Annotated in this window: 20 protein-coding genes; 13 read left to right on the top strand and 7 right to left on the bottom strand. The window is 63.3% G+C overall.

Annotated elements, in window-relative coordinates; genetic code table 11:
- Window positions 1–2: 2 nt before the first annotated feature.
- The 4 genes from ACQKI2_RS01060 to lgt form a co-directional block, all read right to left on the bottom strand.
- Entirely contained in the window at window positions 3–986 is a 984-nt protein-coding gene (locus ACQKI2_RS01060) for an LLM class flavin-dependent oxidoreductase (protein WP_427377887.1), read from the bottom strand.
- 69 nt (window positions 987–1,055) lie between these two features.
- Window positions 1,056–2,102, bottom strand: a complete 1,047-nt coding sequence (locus ACQKI2_RS01055; protein ID WP_427377886.1) for a class I SAM-dependent methyltransferase — start codon at window positions 2,100–2,102, stop codon at window positions 1,056–1,058.
- 25 nt (window positions 2,103–2,127) lie between these two features.
- Window positions 2,128–2,478: a hypothetical protein gene (locus ACQKI2_RS01050; protein ID WP_427377885.1), complete on the bottom strand. Its 351-nt coding sequence runs from the start codon at window positions 2,476–2,478 to the stop codon at window positions 2,128–2,130.
- Window positions 2,479–2,548: 70 nt separating this feature from the next.
- A complete protein-coding gene (gene lgt, locus ACQKI2_RS01045; RefSeq protein ID WP_427377884.1) occupies window positions 2,549–3,496 on the bottom strand; it encodes a prolipoprotein diacylglyceryl transferase in 948 nt (315 codons plus the stop codon).
- Window positions 3,497–3,571: 75 nt separating this feature from the next.
- Between lgt and ACQKI2_RS01040 the strand changes: the two genes are divergently transcribed.
- The 11 genes from ACQKI2_RS01040 (at window position 3,572) to phhA (ending at window position 10,843) form a co-directional block, all read left to right on the top strand.
- Entirely contained in the window at window positions 3,572–3,826 is a 255-nt protein-coding gene (locus tag ACQKI2_RS01040; RefSeq protein ID WP_162544969.1) for an accessory factor UbiK family protein, read from the top strand.
- Between the two features lie 111 nt (window positions 3,827–3,937).
- Window positions 3,938–4,441 (top strand): YbjN domain-containing protein, encoded by a 504-nt coding sequence (locus tag ACQKI2_RS01035; RefSeq protein ID WP_427377883.1) that lies wholly within the window; start codon window positions 3,938–3,940, stop codon window positions 4,439–4,441.
- A gap of 9 nt (window positions 4,442–4,450) precedes the next feature.
- The gene (gene proC, locus ACQKI2_RS01030; protein ID WP_427377882.1) at window positions 4,451–5,257 is read left to right on the top strand and encodes a pyrroline-5-carboxylate reductase; all 807 of its coding nucleotides are present in this window, start codon (window positions 4,451–4,453) and stop codon (window positions 5,255–5,257) included.
- A gap of 20 nt (window positions 5,258–5,277) precedes the next feature.
- Window positions 5,278–5,901, top strand: a complete 624-nt coding sequence (locus tag ACQKI2_RS01025; RefSeq protein WP_427377881.1) for a hypothetical protein — start codon at window positions 5,278–5,280, stop codon at window positions 5,899–5,901.
- Window positions 5,898–6,989, top strand: a complete 1,092-nt coding sequence (locus tag ACQKI2_RS01020; RefSeq protein ID WP_427377880.1) for an oxidoreductase family protein — start codon at window positions 5,898–5,900, stop codon at window positions 6,987–6,989. Before ACQKI2_RS01025 ends, ACQKI2_RS01020 begins: the two co-directional genes overlap by 4 nt.
- A 269-nt stretch (window positions 6,990–7,258) precedes the next feature.
- Window positions 7,259–7,531 (top strand): DUF1153 domain-containing protein, encoded by a 273-nt coding sequence (locus tag ACQKI2_RS01015; protein ID WP_427378037.1) that lies wholly within the window; start codon window positions 7,259–7,261, stop codon window positions 7,529–7,531.
- Between the two features lie 89 nt (window positions 7,532–7,620).
- Window positions 7,621–8,289, top strand: coding sequence for a hypothetical protein (locus ACQKI2_RS01010; protein ID WP_427377879.1), 669 nt, complete (start codon window positions 7,621–7,623; stop codon window positions 8,287–8,289).
- Window positions 8,289–9,242, top strand: a complete 954-nt coding sequence (locus ACQKI2_RS01005; RefSeq protein ID WP_427377878.1) for a FliG C-terminal domain-containing protein — start codon at window positions 8,289–8,291, stop codon at window positions 9,240–9,242. Before ACQKI2_RS01010 ends, ACQKI2_RS01005 begins: the two co-directional genes overlap by 1 nt.
- On the top strand, window positions 9,242–9,652 hold the full coding sequence (locus tag ACQKI2_RS01000) for a hypothetical protein (RefSeq protein ID WP_427377877.1): 411 nt from the start codon (window positions 9,242–9,244) through the stop codon (window positions 9,650–9,652). The genes ACQKI2_RS01005 and ACQKI2_RS01000 overlap by 1 nt, the downstream gene beginning before the upstream one ends.
- Entirely contained in the window at window positions 9,649–9,918 is a 270-nt protein-coding gene (gene fliN / locus ACQKI2_RS00995; protein ID WP_427377876.1) for a flagellar motor switch protein FliN, read from the top strand. The genes ACQKI2_RS01000 and fliN overlap by 4 nt, the downstream gene beginning before the upstream one ends.
- Window positions 9,919–9,967: 49 nt before the next feature.
- Entirely contained in the window at window positions 9,968–10,843 is an 876-nt protein-coding gene (gene phhA / locus ACQKI2_RS00990; RefSeq protein ID WP_427377875.1) for a phenylalanine 4-monooxygenase, read from the top strand.
- 160 nt (window positions 10,844–11,003) lie between these two features.
- Here phhA and pth read toward each other — a convergent pair whose 3' ends face one another.
- From pth to ACQKI2_RS00975, 3 genes are all read right to left on the bottom strand, one after another.
- A complete protein-coding gene (pth, locus tag ACQKI2_RS00985) occupies window positions 11,004–11,615 on the bottom strand; it encodes an aminoacyl-tRNA hydrolase (RefSeq protein ID WP_427377874.1) in 612 nt (203 codons plus the stop codon).
- Between the two features lie 84 nt (window positions 11,616–11,699).
- The gene (locus tag ACQKI2_RS00980) at window positions 11,700–12,347 is read right to left on the bottom strand and encodes a 50S ribosomal protein L25/general stress protein Ctc (protein WP_427377873.1); all 648 of its coding nucleotides are present in this window, start codon (window positions 12,345–12,347) and stop codon (window positions 11,700–11,702) included.
- Between the two features lie 168 nt (window positions 12,348–12,515).
- A complete protein-coding gene (locus ACQKI2_RS00975) occupies window positions 12,516–13,565 on the bottom strand; it encodes a serine hydrolase domain-containing protein (RefSeq protein WP_427377872.1) in 1,050 nt (349 codons plus the stop codon).
- 197 nt (window positions 13,566–13,762) lie between these two features.
- On the opposite strand from ACQKI2_RS00975, the gene ACQKI2_RS00970 reads away from it, so the two are divergent.
- Together ACQKI2_RS00970 and ACQKI2_RS00965 are read left to right on the top strand one after the other, a co-directional pair.
- Window positions 13,763–14,041: a DUF4212 domain-containing protein gene (locus ACQKI2_RS00970; protein WP_427377871.1), complete on the top strand. Its 279-nt coding sequence runs from the start codon at window positions 13,763–13,765 to the stop codon at window positions 14,039–14,041.
- 10 nt (window positions 14,042–14,051) lie between these two features.
- Entirely contained in the window at window positions 14,052–15,833 is a 1,782-nt protein-coding gene (locus tag ACQKI2_RS00965) for a sodium:solute symporter family protein (RefSeq protein ID WP_427377870.1), read from the top strand.
- The last annotated feature ends 68 nt before the right edge of the window (window positions 15,834–15,901 follow it).

Below are 15,901 nucleotides of genomic sequence, written 5' to 3'. Positions count from 1 at the left end.
GCCTACTTGCCCATGACCTCAGCAATGATCTCGACCGAGCGGCGGCGCTTTTCGGGATCATACATGTCTGACACGATCATCAGCTCGTCAGCCTGCGTACGTTCCAGCAGGGCGTCTATGCCTTTGCGGACGGTATCGCGGGCGCCGATGATGCTGAAGTTCAGCATGGCGGAGGCCTGGGCGCGTTCCTGCGGGGTCCAGTAGGTGTCGATGTCGTCAATCGGCGGCTGGGTCAGCTTGCGCTGGCCGCGCACCAGGTTGGCAAAGGACATCTGCTGCGAGGTGGCAAGGTAACGCGCCTCTTCATCGGTCTCTGCGGCGATGATGTTCACGCCGATCAGCGCATAGGGCTTGGCCATCTTCTCGTTCGGTTTGAAGCGCGAACGGTAGGTGGCGAGGGCCTGATCGAGCGCCTGCGGGGCGAAGTGGGAGGCAAAGCCATAGGGCAGGCCAAGCTCTGCGCCGAGCTGGGCGCCAAACAGACTGGAGCCCAGGATCCAGAGCGGGACATTGGAGTTGGAGCCGGGCACAGCCTCGATCCGCTGCCCCTCCTGCACGGGGCCGAGCCACATCTGCAGCTCCACGACATCCTGCGGGAAGCGCTCGGCTTCTTCCGGATGCACGCGCAGAGCGCGCAGGGTCAGCTGGTCGGTGCCGGGCGCGCGGCCAAGGCCAAGGTCAATCCGGCCGGGATAGAGCGCTTCGAGCGTGCCAAACTGTTCCGCGATGATGTAGGGCGCATGGTTGGGCAGCATGATACCGCCGGCCCCGACGCGGATGGTCTTGGTACCTGCCGCGATATGGCTGATGACGAGAGATGTGGCCGCCGTGGTAACGGCCGCCATGTTGTGATGCTCCGCCACCCAGAAGCGCTTGTAGCCGCAGGCTTCGGCATGCTGGGCCAGGCGGCGGGCGTCGTGCAGGGCATCGGCGCGGGTGAAGCCTTCGCGCACACGGCCAAGTTCGAGCAGGGAGATTTCAGCCAAGACGGGCTCCTTCAGGATAGCCCGGACTAGATAGGCATTCGGGCGCCGATACCAAAGGCTGTCGCGGCGTCAGAACCCCGCCGGCTTCAGCAGGCCCGGTGAGGACAGGCAGATGGCCTTGAAACGTTCGCCCATTTCCTTGGGGTCAATCAGGCGCTGGGCCGCCGTGTAGATCGCTTCAGCTTCGTCCTGATTGGCCTTGATCAGCTGGTTGAGGCGCGCCTGCGCGCCAAGGCCCAGCAGGAACATGCCCTGCGGGGTGGGGCCGCTGACATCCAGATTGGCGGAGGCCGCGAGGCGCGCGAAGCGGCCAAAGTCCACATCCGCCGTCAGGTCGCAGAGGCCGGGCGCTTCAAGCGGAGAAACCTGGCGGCCTTCCCGGTAGGCGCGCAGCGTATCGGCGGGCGCGCGGTCTGCCGGGCCGTAGTCTATGAACAGCGCGCGGAAGGGCCCAGCGCGTGTGGCAAGGTCGGCGATGATCAGGTCCAGGCCGGACTGCACTTCCACGACATTGCCGGCGAGCGCCGTGCCCATCGGCGGGCGGGGCTCGTCTGCGGCCAGGCCCATCACGAGGCGGCTTTCAGCGGACAGGCCGACAACACATTCCCGCCAGTGCTCGCCATCCCTATGGAACTGGCGCACGGGCAGGCAGTCGAGATATTCGTTTGCCACCAGCAGCATCGGCCCAGCGAGCACGCCGGAAAGCTGGCTGACAAATTGCGGAGCAAAGCGCTGCAGGCGTTCCGTCTGGACAAGGCGCAGGGCTGGGCTGGGTTCGATCAGGGTCAGCTGCAGGGCGTCCAGGAAAGCCTCTCCCCCCGCGAGCGCTGCCATCTTCAGCGCATCATGCAGCAGCAGCGCGCGGCCGGGGCCGATCTCCACCAAATGGAAGCGCGACGGCTCGCCCAGGGCACGCCACTCATGCACGATCCAGAGGCCGATCAGCTCGCCGAATATCTGGCTGGTTTCCGGCGCGGTGGTGAAGTCGCGGCCAAGACCGGGGCGGACGGCGTAATACCCATCCTGGGGATCATGCAGGGCAATCTGCATATAGGCCGACAGCGGGATCGGGCCGTCGGTTTCGATCAGGCGGATCAGCCTTTCTTCAAGGGTCATGGTATTCCTGAAGCGTCTGCGGCGCCTAGCGCGCCTTCTGCGGCACCAGATAGGCTGCTCCGAACACGCCCGCCAGCAGGATCAGCACCCATGAGAATACAGATGCCGCAGAATGAACCGGATCGTGCCGGCAAAGCCAGTGCAGGCCCACATGCAGCACCGCAAACACGCAGAGGCCCGCGCGGATCAGGGCGCTGCGGGTAACCTCGGCGACAATGAGCATGCCCAGTACGATAGCGACATGCGTACACAGCATAGCCTGATCCAGCGGCGTTGCCGTGCCAAGGAGTATGCCCGTCTTCCGAAGAAGAAGGAGTTCCAGCTCATGCGTGATCAGGCATGCCGCTGTGAGCCTGTAGAGGCTTTGAGTACCCATATCGCCAACCCTCCCGAACTGCTCAGGAGCCCGGACGTGATCTATGTCCGCCGATTAACTCTTTGTAAACTCAGATTTTTCGGGGACGAAGCGCATTCCAGACCAGCCATGCGCCGCCGAGCCACATCGGAGTGGAGAGCAGCATGCCCATGGTCAGCCAACCGGGCAGGCCGCTGACGAAGGAATCCGGCTCTCGGAAGTTCTCGGCAATCGACCGGCCGAAGCCGTAAAATAGCAGAAAAAGGCCGGCCACCAGGCCGGGGCGTTTCAGGGCGCCGAACTTCCAGATGAGGATCGAGAGCACCAGCAGCGGCAGCCAGCCTTCCAGCACCGATTCATAGAGTTGGCTGGGATGGCGGGCGAGTTCGTCGCCGCGATAGATCCAGTCACCGGTTTCCCAGTTATAGGCCGGCGGGGTGGAGCCGGGCACATAGCCTTCGGGGAATATCATGCCGACAGGCGCATCGGTGGGGCGGCCATAAAGTTCGGCATTGGTGAAGTTGGCGATGCGGACGAGCCCGATGCCGATAGGGGCAGTCACCCCGGCAATGTCGCCCACAGAGAGAAGGTTTACCCCGCGCTTGATGGCAAACCAGGCCAGAACCACCACAACCCCTGCAATGCCGCCATGGAAGGCCATGCCGCCATCCCAGATGCGGAGGATCGCCATTGGGTCTGCCGTCAGCACCTCCATCTGATAGGGCACCATGTAGAACAGGATGTAGCCAAGCCGCCCGCCCAGGATGATGCCGATGATGATCCAGAACATCAGGTCATCAAGGCCGTCCTTCGTCAGCGGCGCGGTGCCGCCGAAAAGCTCCGGCCGCTTCAGCAGCTGGCTACCATACCACCAGGCAAGGCCGATGCCGGCGATGTAACCGAGCGCATACCAGCGCAGATGGAACGTGCCGAGACCGAGGAAACTGAAGTCGATGGAAAAGAGCGCCGGGCTCCATTCGGGAAATTTCAGAGCGGTATCGCCCATGAAAATCGTCAGTGCGGCGAGCAGTTCGGTCATGCGGCGTCTTTTCCCTGTCTGGCCGGCACCTTATCTGATAGGCCACCAGCACACCCGGCGCGAAGGAGTAGCCGCATGGCCAGCACAAATCCACTGCTTGATGACATCGCAGGCCTGATGACCGGCGCCCTCGGCGCGGCGCGTGCTGCGGGCGAGGAAGCCAAGACGGCGGCGCAGGCGCGTGTGCGGGCCCTGATCGCGGATATGGACCTTGCCGGGCGCGATGAAGTGGAAGCGCTGAAGGCTATCGCCACGGCGGCGCTGGAGCGTGTGGAAGCCCTGGAAGCGCGGATTGCGGCGCTTGAGGCGGGAAAATCCACTGAAAGCTGACCGTTAACTGCTTATGAACTTTGACATCGCCGGTGTGCCCGGCGTTGAGTGCTGTTGGATTTCGGGAGCGAATCCGGCAGCGTGTATAAATCTCAACGCGGAGGCCCCAAGATGAGCCTGGAACTTAGCCGCAGCGATCTTGTAGCGATCGACCCCCTGGATGTTGTTGAAGATGTGCTTGAAGCCGCCGGCTGGCCTGCCGAGCGCGACGATGAGGGCACCTTGCAGGTCGTCGCCGAGACACGTTGGGGCGATATGGGCGCGCTGTTCGCCTACCGGCCTGAGCCGGCTGCCGTTCACTACTCCATGACGCTCGACGTGAAGCCCCAGGAGAGCAAGCGCGCCGCCATCAACGAGCTGGTGATGCTGGCCAATGAGCGCCTGTGGCTCGGCCATTTTGATTTCTGGGCGGATGATGGCGTGATCGTCTTCCGCTACACTTTCCCGATGGAGGGGCGCGAGGAGCTTTCCGATGGCGAAGTGCGCGCTGTGATGGCCGCTTCGGTCAGCGCCGCAGACCGGTTCATCCCGGCTTTCAATTTCCTTGTCTGGGCTGGCAAGTCTCCGCGTGACGCCATTGATGCGGTGATGTTTGAAACCCACGGCGAAGCCTGAGCCGAGGCGGTGGGCAAGGCAGCGTCTCTGACTCTTGTGGGCGCGGGCCGTATGGGCTCCGCCTTGCTGCATGGCTGGCTGAAAGGCCCGGCGCGGGAGATTTCCGTGGTCGAGCCTTCCCCCAGAGACGAGATCAGGGCGCTGGCCGGTCAGGGGCGCATCCAGCTCAATCCCGCACCCTCTGAAAGCAGCATCATCGTGCTGGCGGTAAAGCCGCAGCAGTTTGCGGCCGTATCCGAACAGGCGAAGGCATTTGTGGGCCCTGGTTCGGTGGCGATCTCCATCATGGCGGGCGTGCGTCTGGCGCAGCTGTCCCGCCGGCTGGGTACGGAGCGGGTGATCCGCTCGATGCCCAACACGCCGGGCGCCATCGGGCGCGGCGTGACGGTGTTCACTGCCCCGGAAGCGGCCGGGCCGTCAGACCTTGCGGCCGCACGTGAGCTGCTCGCCCCGCTCGGCGAAGTTCACGGGCCGGTGGCGGAAGACATGATGTCTGCGGTCACGGCGCTCTCGGGCTCCGGGCCAGCCTACATCTTCCTTCTGGCCGAGGTGATGGCGCAGGCGGGGGTGGCGCAGGGGTTGCCGGAAGACCTTGCCGCGAGCCTTGCGCGGCGCACGGTGGAAGGCGCAGCCGCCCTGATGGCGGAAAGCGGTGACAGCCCGGCAGCGCTTCGCAAAGCCGTCACCTCACCCGGCGGAACCACCCAGGCGGCTCTTGACATCCTTATGGACACAGGTGGGATGCCCGCCTTGTTCAAGGACGCCCTGAACGCCGCTGCCAACCGCGACCGGCAGCTGTCACAAGAGGCGGACTGACCTCAACAGGAGGAGTTCCGGTGCCCGCCGCCCATTCAGTCATCGAGACCGGACTGCTGGCCGCTCTGGAGCTGGCTGCAGAGAAACCGTGGTCACAGATCACGCTGGCAGAGATCGCCGCGAAGGCTGGTCTCACGCTGCAGGATTTCCACGGCGCTGGCGGGCGCGAGGAAATCGTCGAGGCGCTGGACGGCTATTTTGACCGGGCCATGTCTGCCGATGGGGTGCCGGAGGATGTATCCGGCCGGGAGCGTCTTTTTGACGTGATCATGAAACGCTTCGAGGCGATGGAGCCCTACCGGCCCGGCCTCCGTGAGCTGATGAAATTCCGCGAGGCATCGCTCAGCCATGTCGTGCGCCTGCCGGGGCATCGCCATGCCAGCGCGGCCTGGGCGCTGGCGTCAGCAGGCCTTGACGATGACAGTGGCGCGCCGGCCAGCCTGAAGCGTATCGTGATCGCCTTCGTGATCGCCAGCACCGAACGCGCCTGGCGGCGGGAGAAAAGTGCAGACTTTGCCCTCACCATGGCCGCGCTGGACAAGGGCCTGCGCCATGCTGAAGGCCGTCTCGGCCAGCTGCGCCGGTTCACCGGAAAATCAGAGACTACAGAAACAACAGAAAAACCTGACAAGGGGGAAGAATGAGCCGTCCCGGACTGGACACGAATCCGCTGGAGCTTGGGCCCGAATGGTTCAACACGCTGTTTGCGGAGATCGGCATTGATGCCGAAGTGAAGTCGCTGACTTCCAAATCGATCGGTACAGGCCAGATCGGCGAGAATGTGCGCTTCGTCTTCGAATACGCCAAAGCCGGGCCCGGCGCGCCCAAGACGCTCGTAGGTAAGTTTCCCTCGGCCAGCGAAGCGAGCCTCGCCACGGCAAAGGTTCTCAATCACTACAAACGCGAAGTGTTCTTCTACCGCACCTTCCCGAAGGTTGCCGGGCGCATCACGCCAAACGCGCTGTATACGGATTATGACGAGGCAACCAACCGCTTTGCCCTGATCATGGAAGACATGTCTCCCTCCGTGCAGGGCGATCAGCTGAAGGGCTGTCATCCGGTGGAGGCGAAGCTTGCCCTGTCTGCGGCTGCCGTGCTGCATGCGGCCCATTGGGAAGATCCCACGCTGGACGATTATGACTGGCTTCAGGGCTCCGCCAAGGCGCCGCCGCCGGGCCTTGGGCCGGAACAGGTTGCCGCGCTCTGGGGCGGTTTCAAGCAGCGTTACGCCGCCCATATCAACGAAGACATCATCGAGATCGGCGACGCCTATGCCGGCAGCCTCACCAAATGGGGCGATGTCTATACCGGCCCCTTCGCGCTGACGCATTCCGACTTCCGGCTGGACAACATGCTGTTCGGTCCGCCCGGCGCCACCAAGCCGCTGGCCGTGGTCGATTGGCAGACAGCCGGCAAGGGCGCGCCCGCCAACGATGTGGCCTATTTCATCGGCGCGGGCCTGACGCGCGAAGATCGCCCGAAACATGAGATGGAGCTGCTGCGCTATTATCATGACTGCCTCAAGGCCGAGGGCGTCACCAATTACAGCTTTGAAGATCTGCATCAGCATTATCGCTGGTTTGCCTTCTACGGCATTTCGGTTGCCTTCGCGGCGGCGATGCTGGTGAAGCAGACCGAGCGGGGCGATGAGATGTTCCTCACCATGCTGCGCCGCCACTGCGCCCAGGTGCGCGATAACAACTCGCTGGAGCTGCTGCGAACGCTGGTTTGAGCCGAAGCGTTCATTTCCTGATCTCCGCCGTTAACACCGCCCCTTCACGGGGCGGTTTTTCTTTCCGGGATGTCATCTTCAGGGCAGCAAAAAGGCAGGAATCCCGCCTTCGTCCCGCGCTGAAACAGCTTTCCAAACACTGTCCTAACAGAGCCTGCCAAACTGACTTTCGAGGTTAGGGCAGGGCTTAAGGCCGTGTGTGTATGGTGCATCCTACGGACCCCCGGAGAAGCCGGGAGTCGTGCCATCGCCAGGAATAGGTAATGCACATGGACATGCAGAACGCTCGCCCCATCAGCGTTAAGGGGCCGGACGGCCAGAAGATGACTCTGGCCGATCTGCCTTCGCCGAACATTTCCCGCTGGGTGACCCGCCGCAAGGCTGAGGTCGTCGCTGCCGTCACCGGTGGCCTGCTCACGCGGGAAGCTGCCTGCGAACGCTACAACCTCACCGATGAGGAATATGAAGCGTGGGAACGCCTTTACGCCCGTCACGGGTCCAAGGGGCTGCGCACCACTCGTCTTCAGCAATACCGGCGTTAATCCGGTATTAGCCACGTTAACCCGGCCTTAGGGCCAGGATTCTAGCCTCTCCGGATGTGCCATGCGTCTATGGCCGTTTGGAGGGGCTGATGGCGTTCAGGCAGGCAGGCAGCGGGTTGGAAGCAGGGCGTTTCGTCCGGCTTGCCGCGCTTGCGGCCCTGTTTCTGGCGCTCTGCCTGTGTGTCTGGCGGGCCTCCAACCTGCTGACAGGCGCCCCTGCAGAAGCGCGCAGCCCGGCCGAAGCCTCTCTCACCGCCCTGGTTGACCCCCTTGTGGGCCCGGGCAATTCCCGGATTTCCATAGCTTTCAACGCCGAGGGTGGCCGGACCGTCTTCGTGCTGCTGGACGCGCCTGCCGCCCCCCTTGCCGGCGATCTGCAGCGCATCCTGCCCGAAGCAGCAGGGCTGGACTTCAAGCGCGGCGACAAGCTGATCCTCGAACAGGCCGCGTTCGCGCCCGGCCTGCCCGGACGGCCGGACACTGCTGCCTGGCTGGAGCTTGGCGCGCTCGGTCTCATTTCCCTGATCTCTGCGGGTATCGCGCTGGCGACCCTCTACCGGGCGGCCGCGCCCCTCGCCGCCGCGCAGGCCCGCGAACCTGAGCGCGGCGCAGCCGATCTGCGCGCAGAGCCGCTTCGCCCCCTCAAACCGCTGACGGCTGTTCCGGTTCCGGAGGCGAGCGACCTCGCCCGCCGTGATCCCGCGCGGGCGGCGGCGGTGCTGCGTGGCTGGATGAACGACCGGGAGGAAGCCTCCTGATGCTGCCGGCCGCGCTCTCCCGCGATATCGACACCGGAACCCTCCGCGCCGCGCGCCTGATGCGTGCCCTTGGGCCGGAAGCCGCCGGCATCTGGGGCGAGCTATCCCCCGCCGAGACACGCGCGCTGACCGCCGCCATGGACAGCCTTGCCGATGACCCGGCCGCCGAGGCCGATGCGGCCCGCCTGTTCGCAGACGCCACCCGCCGCTTCGGCCAGGCGGAACAGTTTCCCGCAAGCAGCCTGCGCCGGCACAAGGATGTCTGGTCGGCACTCTCCGCGCTCCCTCTCGATACGCTGGTGGCTCTGGTGCGGCCAGAGCGGGCGGCAAATGTTGCCCTGATCCTGTCGCGCCTTTCCAGCGAGACATCGGCGCGCATCCTGCGGGCTCTGCCGCCTTCGCTGGCGGTGGAGACCATGCAGCGCCTGCTGCATCTCGGCGCGCCCAGCCCCGCCGCCGTAAAAAGCCTGGAAGACTATCTCACCCGCCGCCTGCCAACGCTCGCCTGTGAAGGCACGCGCGGCGGGCATGAGCGCGTCGCCCGCATCTTCGATCAGATGGATACGCGGGCTGAGTCCGTTTTCCTCGCTGCGCTGGAAAGCGCTGAGCCGGGCGCGGGGAAGAAAGTCCGTGCCCTGATGTTTACCTTTGATGATCTTGCCGCGCTCGATGCCGGCGGCATGCAGACGCTGCTGTCGGCCGCAGACCGGGGCGCGCTGATCGTGGCACTGAAAGGCGCGCGCGAGGCCACAGCCGCTGCTTTCTTCGCCAACATGACCCAGCGCGCGGGCGAATTGCTGCGTGAAGAGATTGCCAGCCTCGGCCCCCTCCGCCGCAGCGAGATCGACGCGGCGCGGCATGAGATTGTCACGCTTGCCCGCCAGCTGATCCAGCGCGGCGATATTCGTGGCAGCGGCGCCAAAGCCGTGATCGAGGACGAGCTTGTCGACTGATGCCAGACGCCGCACGCCTCCTGTCCCCTTTCGATTTCCGCAGTGATTTCACCGCGCCGCCCGCGGATGCCGGCGAAGTGCGCCTGTCAGCAGAGGATGTCGTGGCGCTGATTGCCAGGGTGCGCGCCGATACGCTGGCCGAAATCTCCCGCCAGGAGGCGCAGGAAACGCTCGACCGGCTGGACCGGGTTACCGCCACAATGCGCGAGGTCCTGTCAGACCTGCTGAAGGTGATGCAGCTACTGGATTCTGCCGCCTTTGATGAGGTCACCAGCGCGCATCTGCGCGGCACGGTCACCAATCTTGCCCAAAGACTCCTCGACGGGCAGGGCGACCTGTTCGGCCTCACAAGAGACCTCAGCGAAACGCTGGACAATGCCCCCAAAGCCGGGCGAAGGATGGGGCAATGACCGATCCGAAGAATCCCGCGCTTGAGAAGATGCTTCTGGATGTGCCCGTCCGCGTGGATGTCGTGCTCGGAGAGGCGCGCATTCCGATGGAGGAGCTGCTGGCCCTCTCGCCTGGTGAAATCGTCGCTCTGGAGCGCCACACCAACGAACCTGTGGATATCTACGTCTCCGGCCGCCTCGTGGCGCGGGGCAAACTGGTCGTGTCTGACGGGCAATTGGGCGTCACGCTCTCGGAAATCATCGATTCCCGCCCTGAAGCAGCCTGAAATTAGTTACATCTGGAACTAATTTTCGTTCAGGCGTATACTCGCGTCCATGGACACTGCTTTTGCAAAGAATCGCTATCACGGCGCTCCGCGCGCGGCTGACTTCACGATCGATCAGGCGTGGGAGACCTATTCGCCCGCCGAGCATGACCGGTGGGACCGTCTCTTCCGCCGCCAGAAAGAGATCACCAAGGGCCGCGCCTCTCAGGCGGCGCTGGATGCGATGCACCAGCTGGAACTTTCCCCCTCGGGCATTCCGCATATGGGCCGGCTGTCAGACAAGCTGGAAGTACTGACCGGCTGGCGCGTCGTGCCGGTAGCCGAACTAGTGCCGGACGAGATTTTCTTCGACCATCTCGCCAACCGCCGCTTTCCGGCAGGCGCCTTCATCCGCCCCGAGGAAGAGTTCGACTATCTTCAGGAGCCGGACATTTTCCACGATATCTTCGGTCATGTGCCGATGCTGGCAAATCCGGTGTTCGCAGATTTCATGGAAGCCTATGGCAAAGGCGGCCAGCGGGCCATGCGCCTCGGCCAGCTGCACAACCTCGCCCGGCTTTACTGGTATACGGTCGAGTTCGGTCTGATCCAGGAAGAAGATGGCCTGCGCATCTATGGCGCGGGCATCCTCTCCAGCCCGCAGGAAACCGTTTTTGCCCTGGAAGACGCCAGCCCCAACCGCATAGGGTTTGACCTGAAACGCCTTATGCGGACGAAATACATCATCGATGATTTCCAGCAGACCTATTTCGTCATCCCCAGTTTCGAAGCCTTGCTCGAAACCTGCTACAAAGATTTCGGCGGCGTCTATGCCGAAGTGAAGGGCCTGCCGGACTATGAGGCGCATGAACTCGCGCCGGATGATGAGGTGATCACACGCGGCACGCTGGATTATTTCCGCAAGGGCGGCCGCAAGGGTCGCTAGCTCCACACGCTCCTGCTTCTTTCGTCACACTCGATGCGCGTAGCGCATCTGAGTGCCCATCTCCTGACTTTTCCTTGAGTACGTGCGGAGAAGACAGGAGATAGGCTCTCAGATGGCCTGCGGCCATCGAGAGTGACGAGAATTGAAAGAGCAGGGAAAACTAACCCTCGCCCTTCTTCGCGATCTGCTTGGGATCATGCTTGGGGGCAGGCGCCAGGCGCATCACTTCAGTCTGGAAACGCTCATCATCGCCCGCCAGCAGGAAGGGCAGGGCCTTGCAGATGGCGTCCGTCATCGGATTGAACCATTCCAGGTCCACCTTGTGGAAATCCGACAGCACATGCGGCATCACCATCGCCTTGTCGCCCGGATGGCCCACGCCAATCCGTATACGGCGAAAGTTCTCGCCGATATGCGCCATCATCGAGCGCGCGCCGTTATTGCCCGAATGCCCCCCGCCGCGCTTCACGCGCAGGCGGCCCGGCGCCAGATCGATCTCGTCATGGAACACGGTCACGTCTTCAGGCTGCAGCTTGTAGAAGGTCAGCGCTTTCGACGCTGCGCGCCCGGTTTCATTGTAGAAGGTCTGTGGCTTCATCAGCAGCACCTTCTTGCCATCGATGGTGCCCTCGGAAATCTCTGAGTCGAACTTCGTGCGCCACGGGCCAAAGCCATAGGCGTCGTGGATACGGTCGATCACCATGAAACCGGCATTGTGCCGGTTCTTGGCGTATTTGGCGCCGGGATTTCCCTGGCCTGAGAGGATCAGCATGGCGGGTCGCTCCTGACAGGTCGCCTCAGAATCAAAGAGGCCGCCAGCTTGTGACTGGCGGCCCCTGAATTGTCCAGAAAGAGATCAGTCTTTCTTCGGAGCAGCGGCCTTTGCGGCGGGCACAGCATCTGCTGCCGGCGCAGCTTCTTCAGTGTCCTGCTTGCCGCCGCGCCCAGCGATGGTCGCGATGGTGAAGTCGCGGTCGGTGATCGTCGGCTCAGCGCCTTCCGGCAGGGTGATGGAGGAGATTTTCACGTTGTCGCCGATTTCCAGGGCCGACACGTCGGCTTCCAGGGCTTCGGGGATCTTGCCAGCCGGAACGTTGAGTTCGACCGAGTGGCGCACGACGTTGAGCGTGCCGCCCTTCTTGAGGCCCGGCGAAACTTCGAGGCCCTTGAAGTGAACCGGAACCTCGACCTTGATGATCTGGTCAAGTTTCACGCGGCGCAGGTCGACGTGCATCGGCTGGTCGGAAACCGGGTGCATCTGGATGCCCTGCGGGATCACCAGTTGGCGCTCGCCCTTGTGGATCAGGGTTGCGGTGGAGTTCAGGAATTGTCCCGTCTCGATCGCCTTGATCACTTCGTTTTTCTTGAGGCTGATAGCCACCGGGTCGATGTCGCCGCCATAGAGGACGCCGGGAACGAGGCCGTTGTTGCGGGCTTCACGGGCGCCGCCGGTGCCAACGCGCTCGCGCACTTCGACATTGAATACGATCTGAGTTTTGGACATGTTTTTTCCTTTCGCCCTGGACCGTGCCTTCCCTTAGGTAAGGTCGGAACCTGACAGGCACGGCCTGGCGCCGCCCTTTCTGAACGGGGGCGTATAGGGGATGGGCGCCGGATTGGCAAGCGGAGGCGGCAGGGGGGTAAAGCCCCTCTCCCCGGAGGGAGAGGGGAGTCAAGGCCGGAAGCACCCCGCCACCGCTCCCAGCCAGTCCATCACCTCTTCCTTCTGCTCAATCGGCGTTTTCCCATTGCGCACGAGGATCAGGTCCAGATCCGGCACCAGAACAGTGTATTGCCCCTCATAGCCATTGGCCGAAAAGCTGCCCGGCCCCGCCATGCCCAGCCACCAATGCGCGCCATAGCCCAGCCGCTCTGTCTCCGGCACAGGCGTCGGCGTGCGCGCATAGTCCACCCAGCCTTTAGGCAGGATGCGCCGCCCGTCCCAGACGCCATCGCGCAGGTAAAGCAGCCCAAAGCGGGCAAAGTCCCGCGCCGTGCAGTAGCAGAAGGACGAGCCGATGAAGGTACCGGCCTTGTCGAATTTCGGGCTGGCAGAGGTCATGCCGGTTGGCCCGAAGAGTTCGCGGAACATGAAGTCCCGAAACGCCTCTCCGGAAGCCCCATAAGCCAGCGCGGCGGCGCGGGCCACTAGATTGCTCGTGCCGCTGGAATAACTCCACGCCGTTCCCGGCGGGTGGATCAGCGGAGACCTGGCAGCATACCCCGCCACATCCTCCTTGCCCGCGCCAAACAGCATCTCGATGACATCGGAAACACCCGCATCCACATAGTCCTCGGCAAACTTCACCCCACTAGACATGCGCAGGAGCTGGTCCAGCGTGATCGCGCGGCGCGGGTCATCCGCCTGCTGCCATTCGGGTACGTTAGTGGGGGCGTGGATGTCGATCTTCCCGTCGCGCACCAGAATACCCACCAGCGCTTGCGTGATACTCTTGGCCTGCGACCAGGAATGATGCGTGCTCTCCCGGTTAAAGCCAGTCCAGTAGCGCTCAGCCAGGATCTGCCCACCCTGCACGGCGAGGAAGGCATGGGTTTCGCCCATCGCCGCAGGCGCGGGATCGCTGAAGGCCATGTCGAGAAGGGGCTGGAGTTTTTCGGCAACGCCTGGGTCCAGCGGGGCTTGGGGCCAGTCTTCCGTCGGCCAGGGTGTGCCGGGCGGCTGGGCGGGCAGGGGCGGAAGCTGCGTGGTCTTGTGGGTCAAATCGAAGTCCTCCCCGGTTGGCGGGGCCGTCTTTGCCCTCTTTTCCGATTTCACGCCGAACCCGCGGCGATGGCAACAGCCTTCAGGCTTTCCCCTACGGCGTTAGACCAAGGTCCACCTGTACGCGCCGCTCCGCCTGGCGCAGCGTGTAACCAGCGGAATACCGCATGAGGCACATGGCCAGGGAGGAATGCGACATGTCAGAAAACCAGTCTGAAACTACGCCCGAAATCGACGGGAAAGCCTATTGGAAGGAGGTCATCCGGCTGACGCTGACGCTCCTGGCGGTATGGTTCCTGGTCTCTTTCGGCGCAGGCATCCTGTTCCGCGAGGTTCTGGACGCGGTGAAGCTCGGCGGCGCGCCGCTCGGCTTCTGGTTTGCCCAGAACGGCTCGATCTACGTCTTCGTGGCGCTGATCTTCTACTACTGCTTCGCCATGAACCGCATCGAGCGGAAATTCCGGATCGAAGGCTGAGGGGGCTGATATGGACTGGACACTCTTCTGGGTCGGCGCAACCTTTGCGACCTATATCGGCATCGCCGTCTGGGCGCGGGCGGGCTCGACCAACGACTTTTACGTAGCCGGCCACGGGGTTCACCCCGTCATCAACGGCATGGCCACCGCCGCAGACTGGATGAGCGCCGCCTCGTTCCTCTCCATGGCGGGGCTGATCGCCGTCCTCGGCTATGGCGGTTCGGTTTACTTGATGGGCTGGACCGGCGGCTATGTGCTGCTGGCGTTGCTCCTCGCCCCTTTCCTGCGCGAGTTCGGAAAGTTCACCGTGCCCGATTTTGTCGGCGACCGGTATTACAGCGACACCGCGCGCCTCGTGGCCGTCATCTGCGCGCTGTTTGTCTCCTTCACCTATATTGCCGGGCAAATGTCGGGCGTCGGTATCGCCTTCTCGCGTTTCCTGGGCGTTGATTTCAACACCGGCATTTTCATCGGTATGGGGATCGTTTTCATCTATGCCGTGCTCGGCGGCATGAAGGGCGTCACCTACACGCAGGTCGCTCAATATGTCGTGCTGATCTTCGCCTACACGGTTCCGGCGATCTTCATCTCGCTGATGCTCACCGGTAATCCGATCCCCCAGCTTGGATTCATCTCCAATGTGAAGGGTGAGGATGTCTCGATGATCCAGAAGCTGAGTGACACCCTCACCAGCCTCGGTTTCTCTGAATACACCACCACCAACAAGACTGTGTTTGATGTGTTCTGCATCACCGCCGCGCTGATGTTTGGCACAGCCGGCCTGCCGCACGTCATCATCCGCTTCTTCACCGTCCCGCGGCCCAGCGATGCACGCCTGTCGGCCGGCTGGGCGCTGGTCTTCATCGCGCTGCTGTATACGGTGGCCCCGGCGGTCGGCGCCTTCTCGCGCCTCAATGTCATCAATACGGTGAACGAAACCACCTATGTTGCGCCCGGTGAGGATTATGCGGCTCAGGCGGCCGCTCTTGAAGCCCAGGGCGTCACGCCGTCCCCCGCCTGGTTCACCCGCTGGGAGGTCACCAAGCTTGTCGGATTTGAAGACAAGAATGGCGACGGTATCATGCAGATCCGCGGGCCCAACGCGCCGGATGGTCTGGCCAATGAAGTCACCATCAACAACGACATCGCCGTCCTCGCGAGCCCTGAGATCGCGCAGCTGCCCGATTGGGTGGTGGGCCTGATGGTGGCGGGCGGACTTGCGGCGGCCCTGTCAACAGCGGCCGGTCTCCTGATGGTGATCTCATCCGCCGTCAGCCACGATCTTTGCCGGCGCACCTTTTTCAAGGGCATGTCGGATAAGAGCGAACTCCGGGTGGCGCGGCTGGCTGCGGCAGGCGCCGTGATGGCGGCCGGCTTCATGGGCATCTATTCGTCCCAGCTAGCCTTCGTGGCCCAGGTCGTGGCGTTTGCCTTCGGTCTGGCGGCGGCATCGCTGTTCCCGGTGATCCTGCTCGGCATCTTCTGGAAACGGATGAACCGGGAAGGGGCCATCGCTTCAATGCTCACCGGCCTTGTCCCGACCTTCATCTACATCTGGCACTTCAAGCTGGGCGCAGGCAAGGATGCTGGTCCCGATGAATGGTTCCTGGGTGTGTCGCCGGAAGGTATCGGCTTCGTGGTCATGATCCTGTCGATCATTGTGGGGGTTGTCGTGTCGCTCGCGACCAAAGCTCCGCCGCAGGATATTCAGGATCTTGTCGAAGATATCCGTGTGCCGGGTCAGCGCAGGCCCCATGGCATCGCCGATGCAGGGATGTCTCCGGCCGAATAGGCGTATCCCTCCTGCGTCTGTCCGGTGAAGGGCGGCCTCCGTTACGAGGCCGCCCGTTCCCGTTGTCA

Source organism: Hyphomonas sp. NPDC076881 (genome assembly GCF_050269995.1).
Classification (GTDB): domain Bacteria; phylum Pseudomonadota; class Alphaproteobacteria; order Caulobacterales; family Hyphomonadaceae; genus Hyphomonas.
The sequence above is the reverse complement of the archived record's forward strand: the minus strand, read 5'-3'. Positions and strand labels throughout refer to the sequence as shown.

Excerpts from the sequence above, each read along its gene's own strand:
- ACQKI2_RS01055 (WP_427377886.1), bottom strand. The coding sequence starts at position 2,102 with ATGACCCTTGAAGAAAGGCTGATCCGCCTGATCGAAACCGACGGCCCG.
- ACQKI2_RS01050 (WP_427377885.1), bottom strand. The coding sequence starts at position 2,478 with ATGGGTACTCAAAGCCTCTACAGGCTCACAGCGGCATGCCTGATCACG.
- lgt (WP_427377884.1), bottom strand. The coding sequence starts at position 3,496 with ATGACCGAACTGCTCGCCGCACTGACGATTTTCATGGGCGATACCGCT.
- ACQKI2_RS01040 (WP_162544969.1), top strand. The coding sequence starts at position 3,572 with ATGGCCAGCACAAATCCACTGCTTGATGACATCGCAGGCCTGATGACC.
- ACQKI2_RS01035 (WP_427377883.1), top strand. The coding sequence starts at position 3,938 with ATGAGCCTGGAACTTAGCCGCAGCGATCTTGTAGCGATCGACCCCCTG.
- ACQKI2_RS01020 (WP_427377880.1), top strand. The coding sequence starts at position 5,898 with ATGAGCCGTCCCGGACTGGACACGAATCCGCTGGAGCTTGGGCCCGAA.
- ACQKI2_RS01015 (WP_427378037.1), top strand. The coding sequence starts at position 7,259 with ATGGACATGCAGAACGCTCGCCCCATCAGCGTTAAGGGGCCGGACGGC.
- ACQKI2_RS01010 (WP_427377879.1), top strand. The coding sequence starts at position 7,621 with ATGGCGTTCAGGCAGGCAGGCAGCGGGTTGGAAGCAGGGCGTTTCGTC.
- ACQKI2_RS01005 (WP_427377878.1), top strand. The coding sequence starts at position 8,289 with ATGCTGCCGGCCGCGCTCTCCCGCGATATCGACACCGGAACCCTCCGC.
- ACQKI2_RS01000 (WP_427377877.1), top strand. The coding sequence starts at position 9,242 with ATGCCAGACGCCGCACGCCTCCTGTCCCCTTTCGATTTCCGCAGTGAT.
- fliN (WP_427377876.1), top strand. The coding sequence starts at position 9,649 with ATGACCGATCCGAAGAATCCCGCGCTTGAGAAGATGCTTCTGGATGTG.
- phhA (WP_427377875.1), top strand. The coding sequence starts at position 9,968 with ATGGACACTGCTTTTGCAAAGAATCGCTATCACGGCGCTCCGCGCGCG.
- pth (WP_427377874.1), bottom strand. The coding sequence starts at position 11,615 with ATGCTGATCCTCTCAGGCCAGGGAAATCCCGGCGCCAAATACGCCAAG.
- ACQKI2_RS00980 (WP_427377873.1), bottom strand. The coding sequence starts at position 12,347 with ATGTCCAAAACTCAGATCGTATTCAATGTCGAAGTGCGCGAGCGCGTT.
- ACQKI2_RS00970 (WP_427377871.1), top strand. The coding sequence starts at position 13,763 with ATGTCAGAAAACCAGTCTGAAACTACGCCCGAAATCGACGGGAAAGCC.
- ACQKI2_RS00965 (WP_427377870.1), top strand. The coding sequence starts at position 14,052 with ATGGACTGGACACTCTTCTGGGTCGGCGCAACCTTTGCGACCTATATC.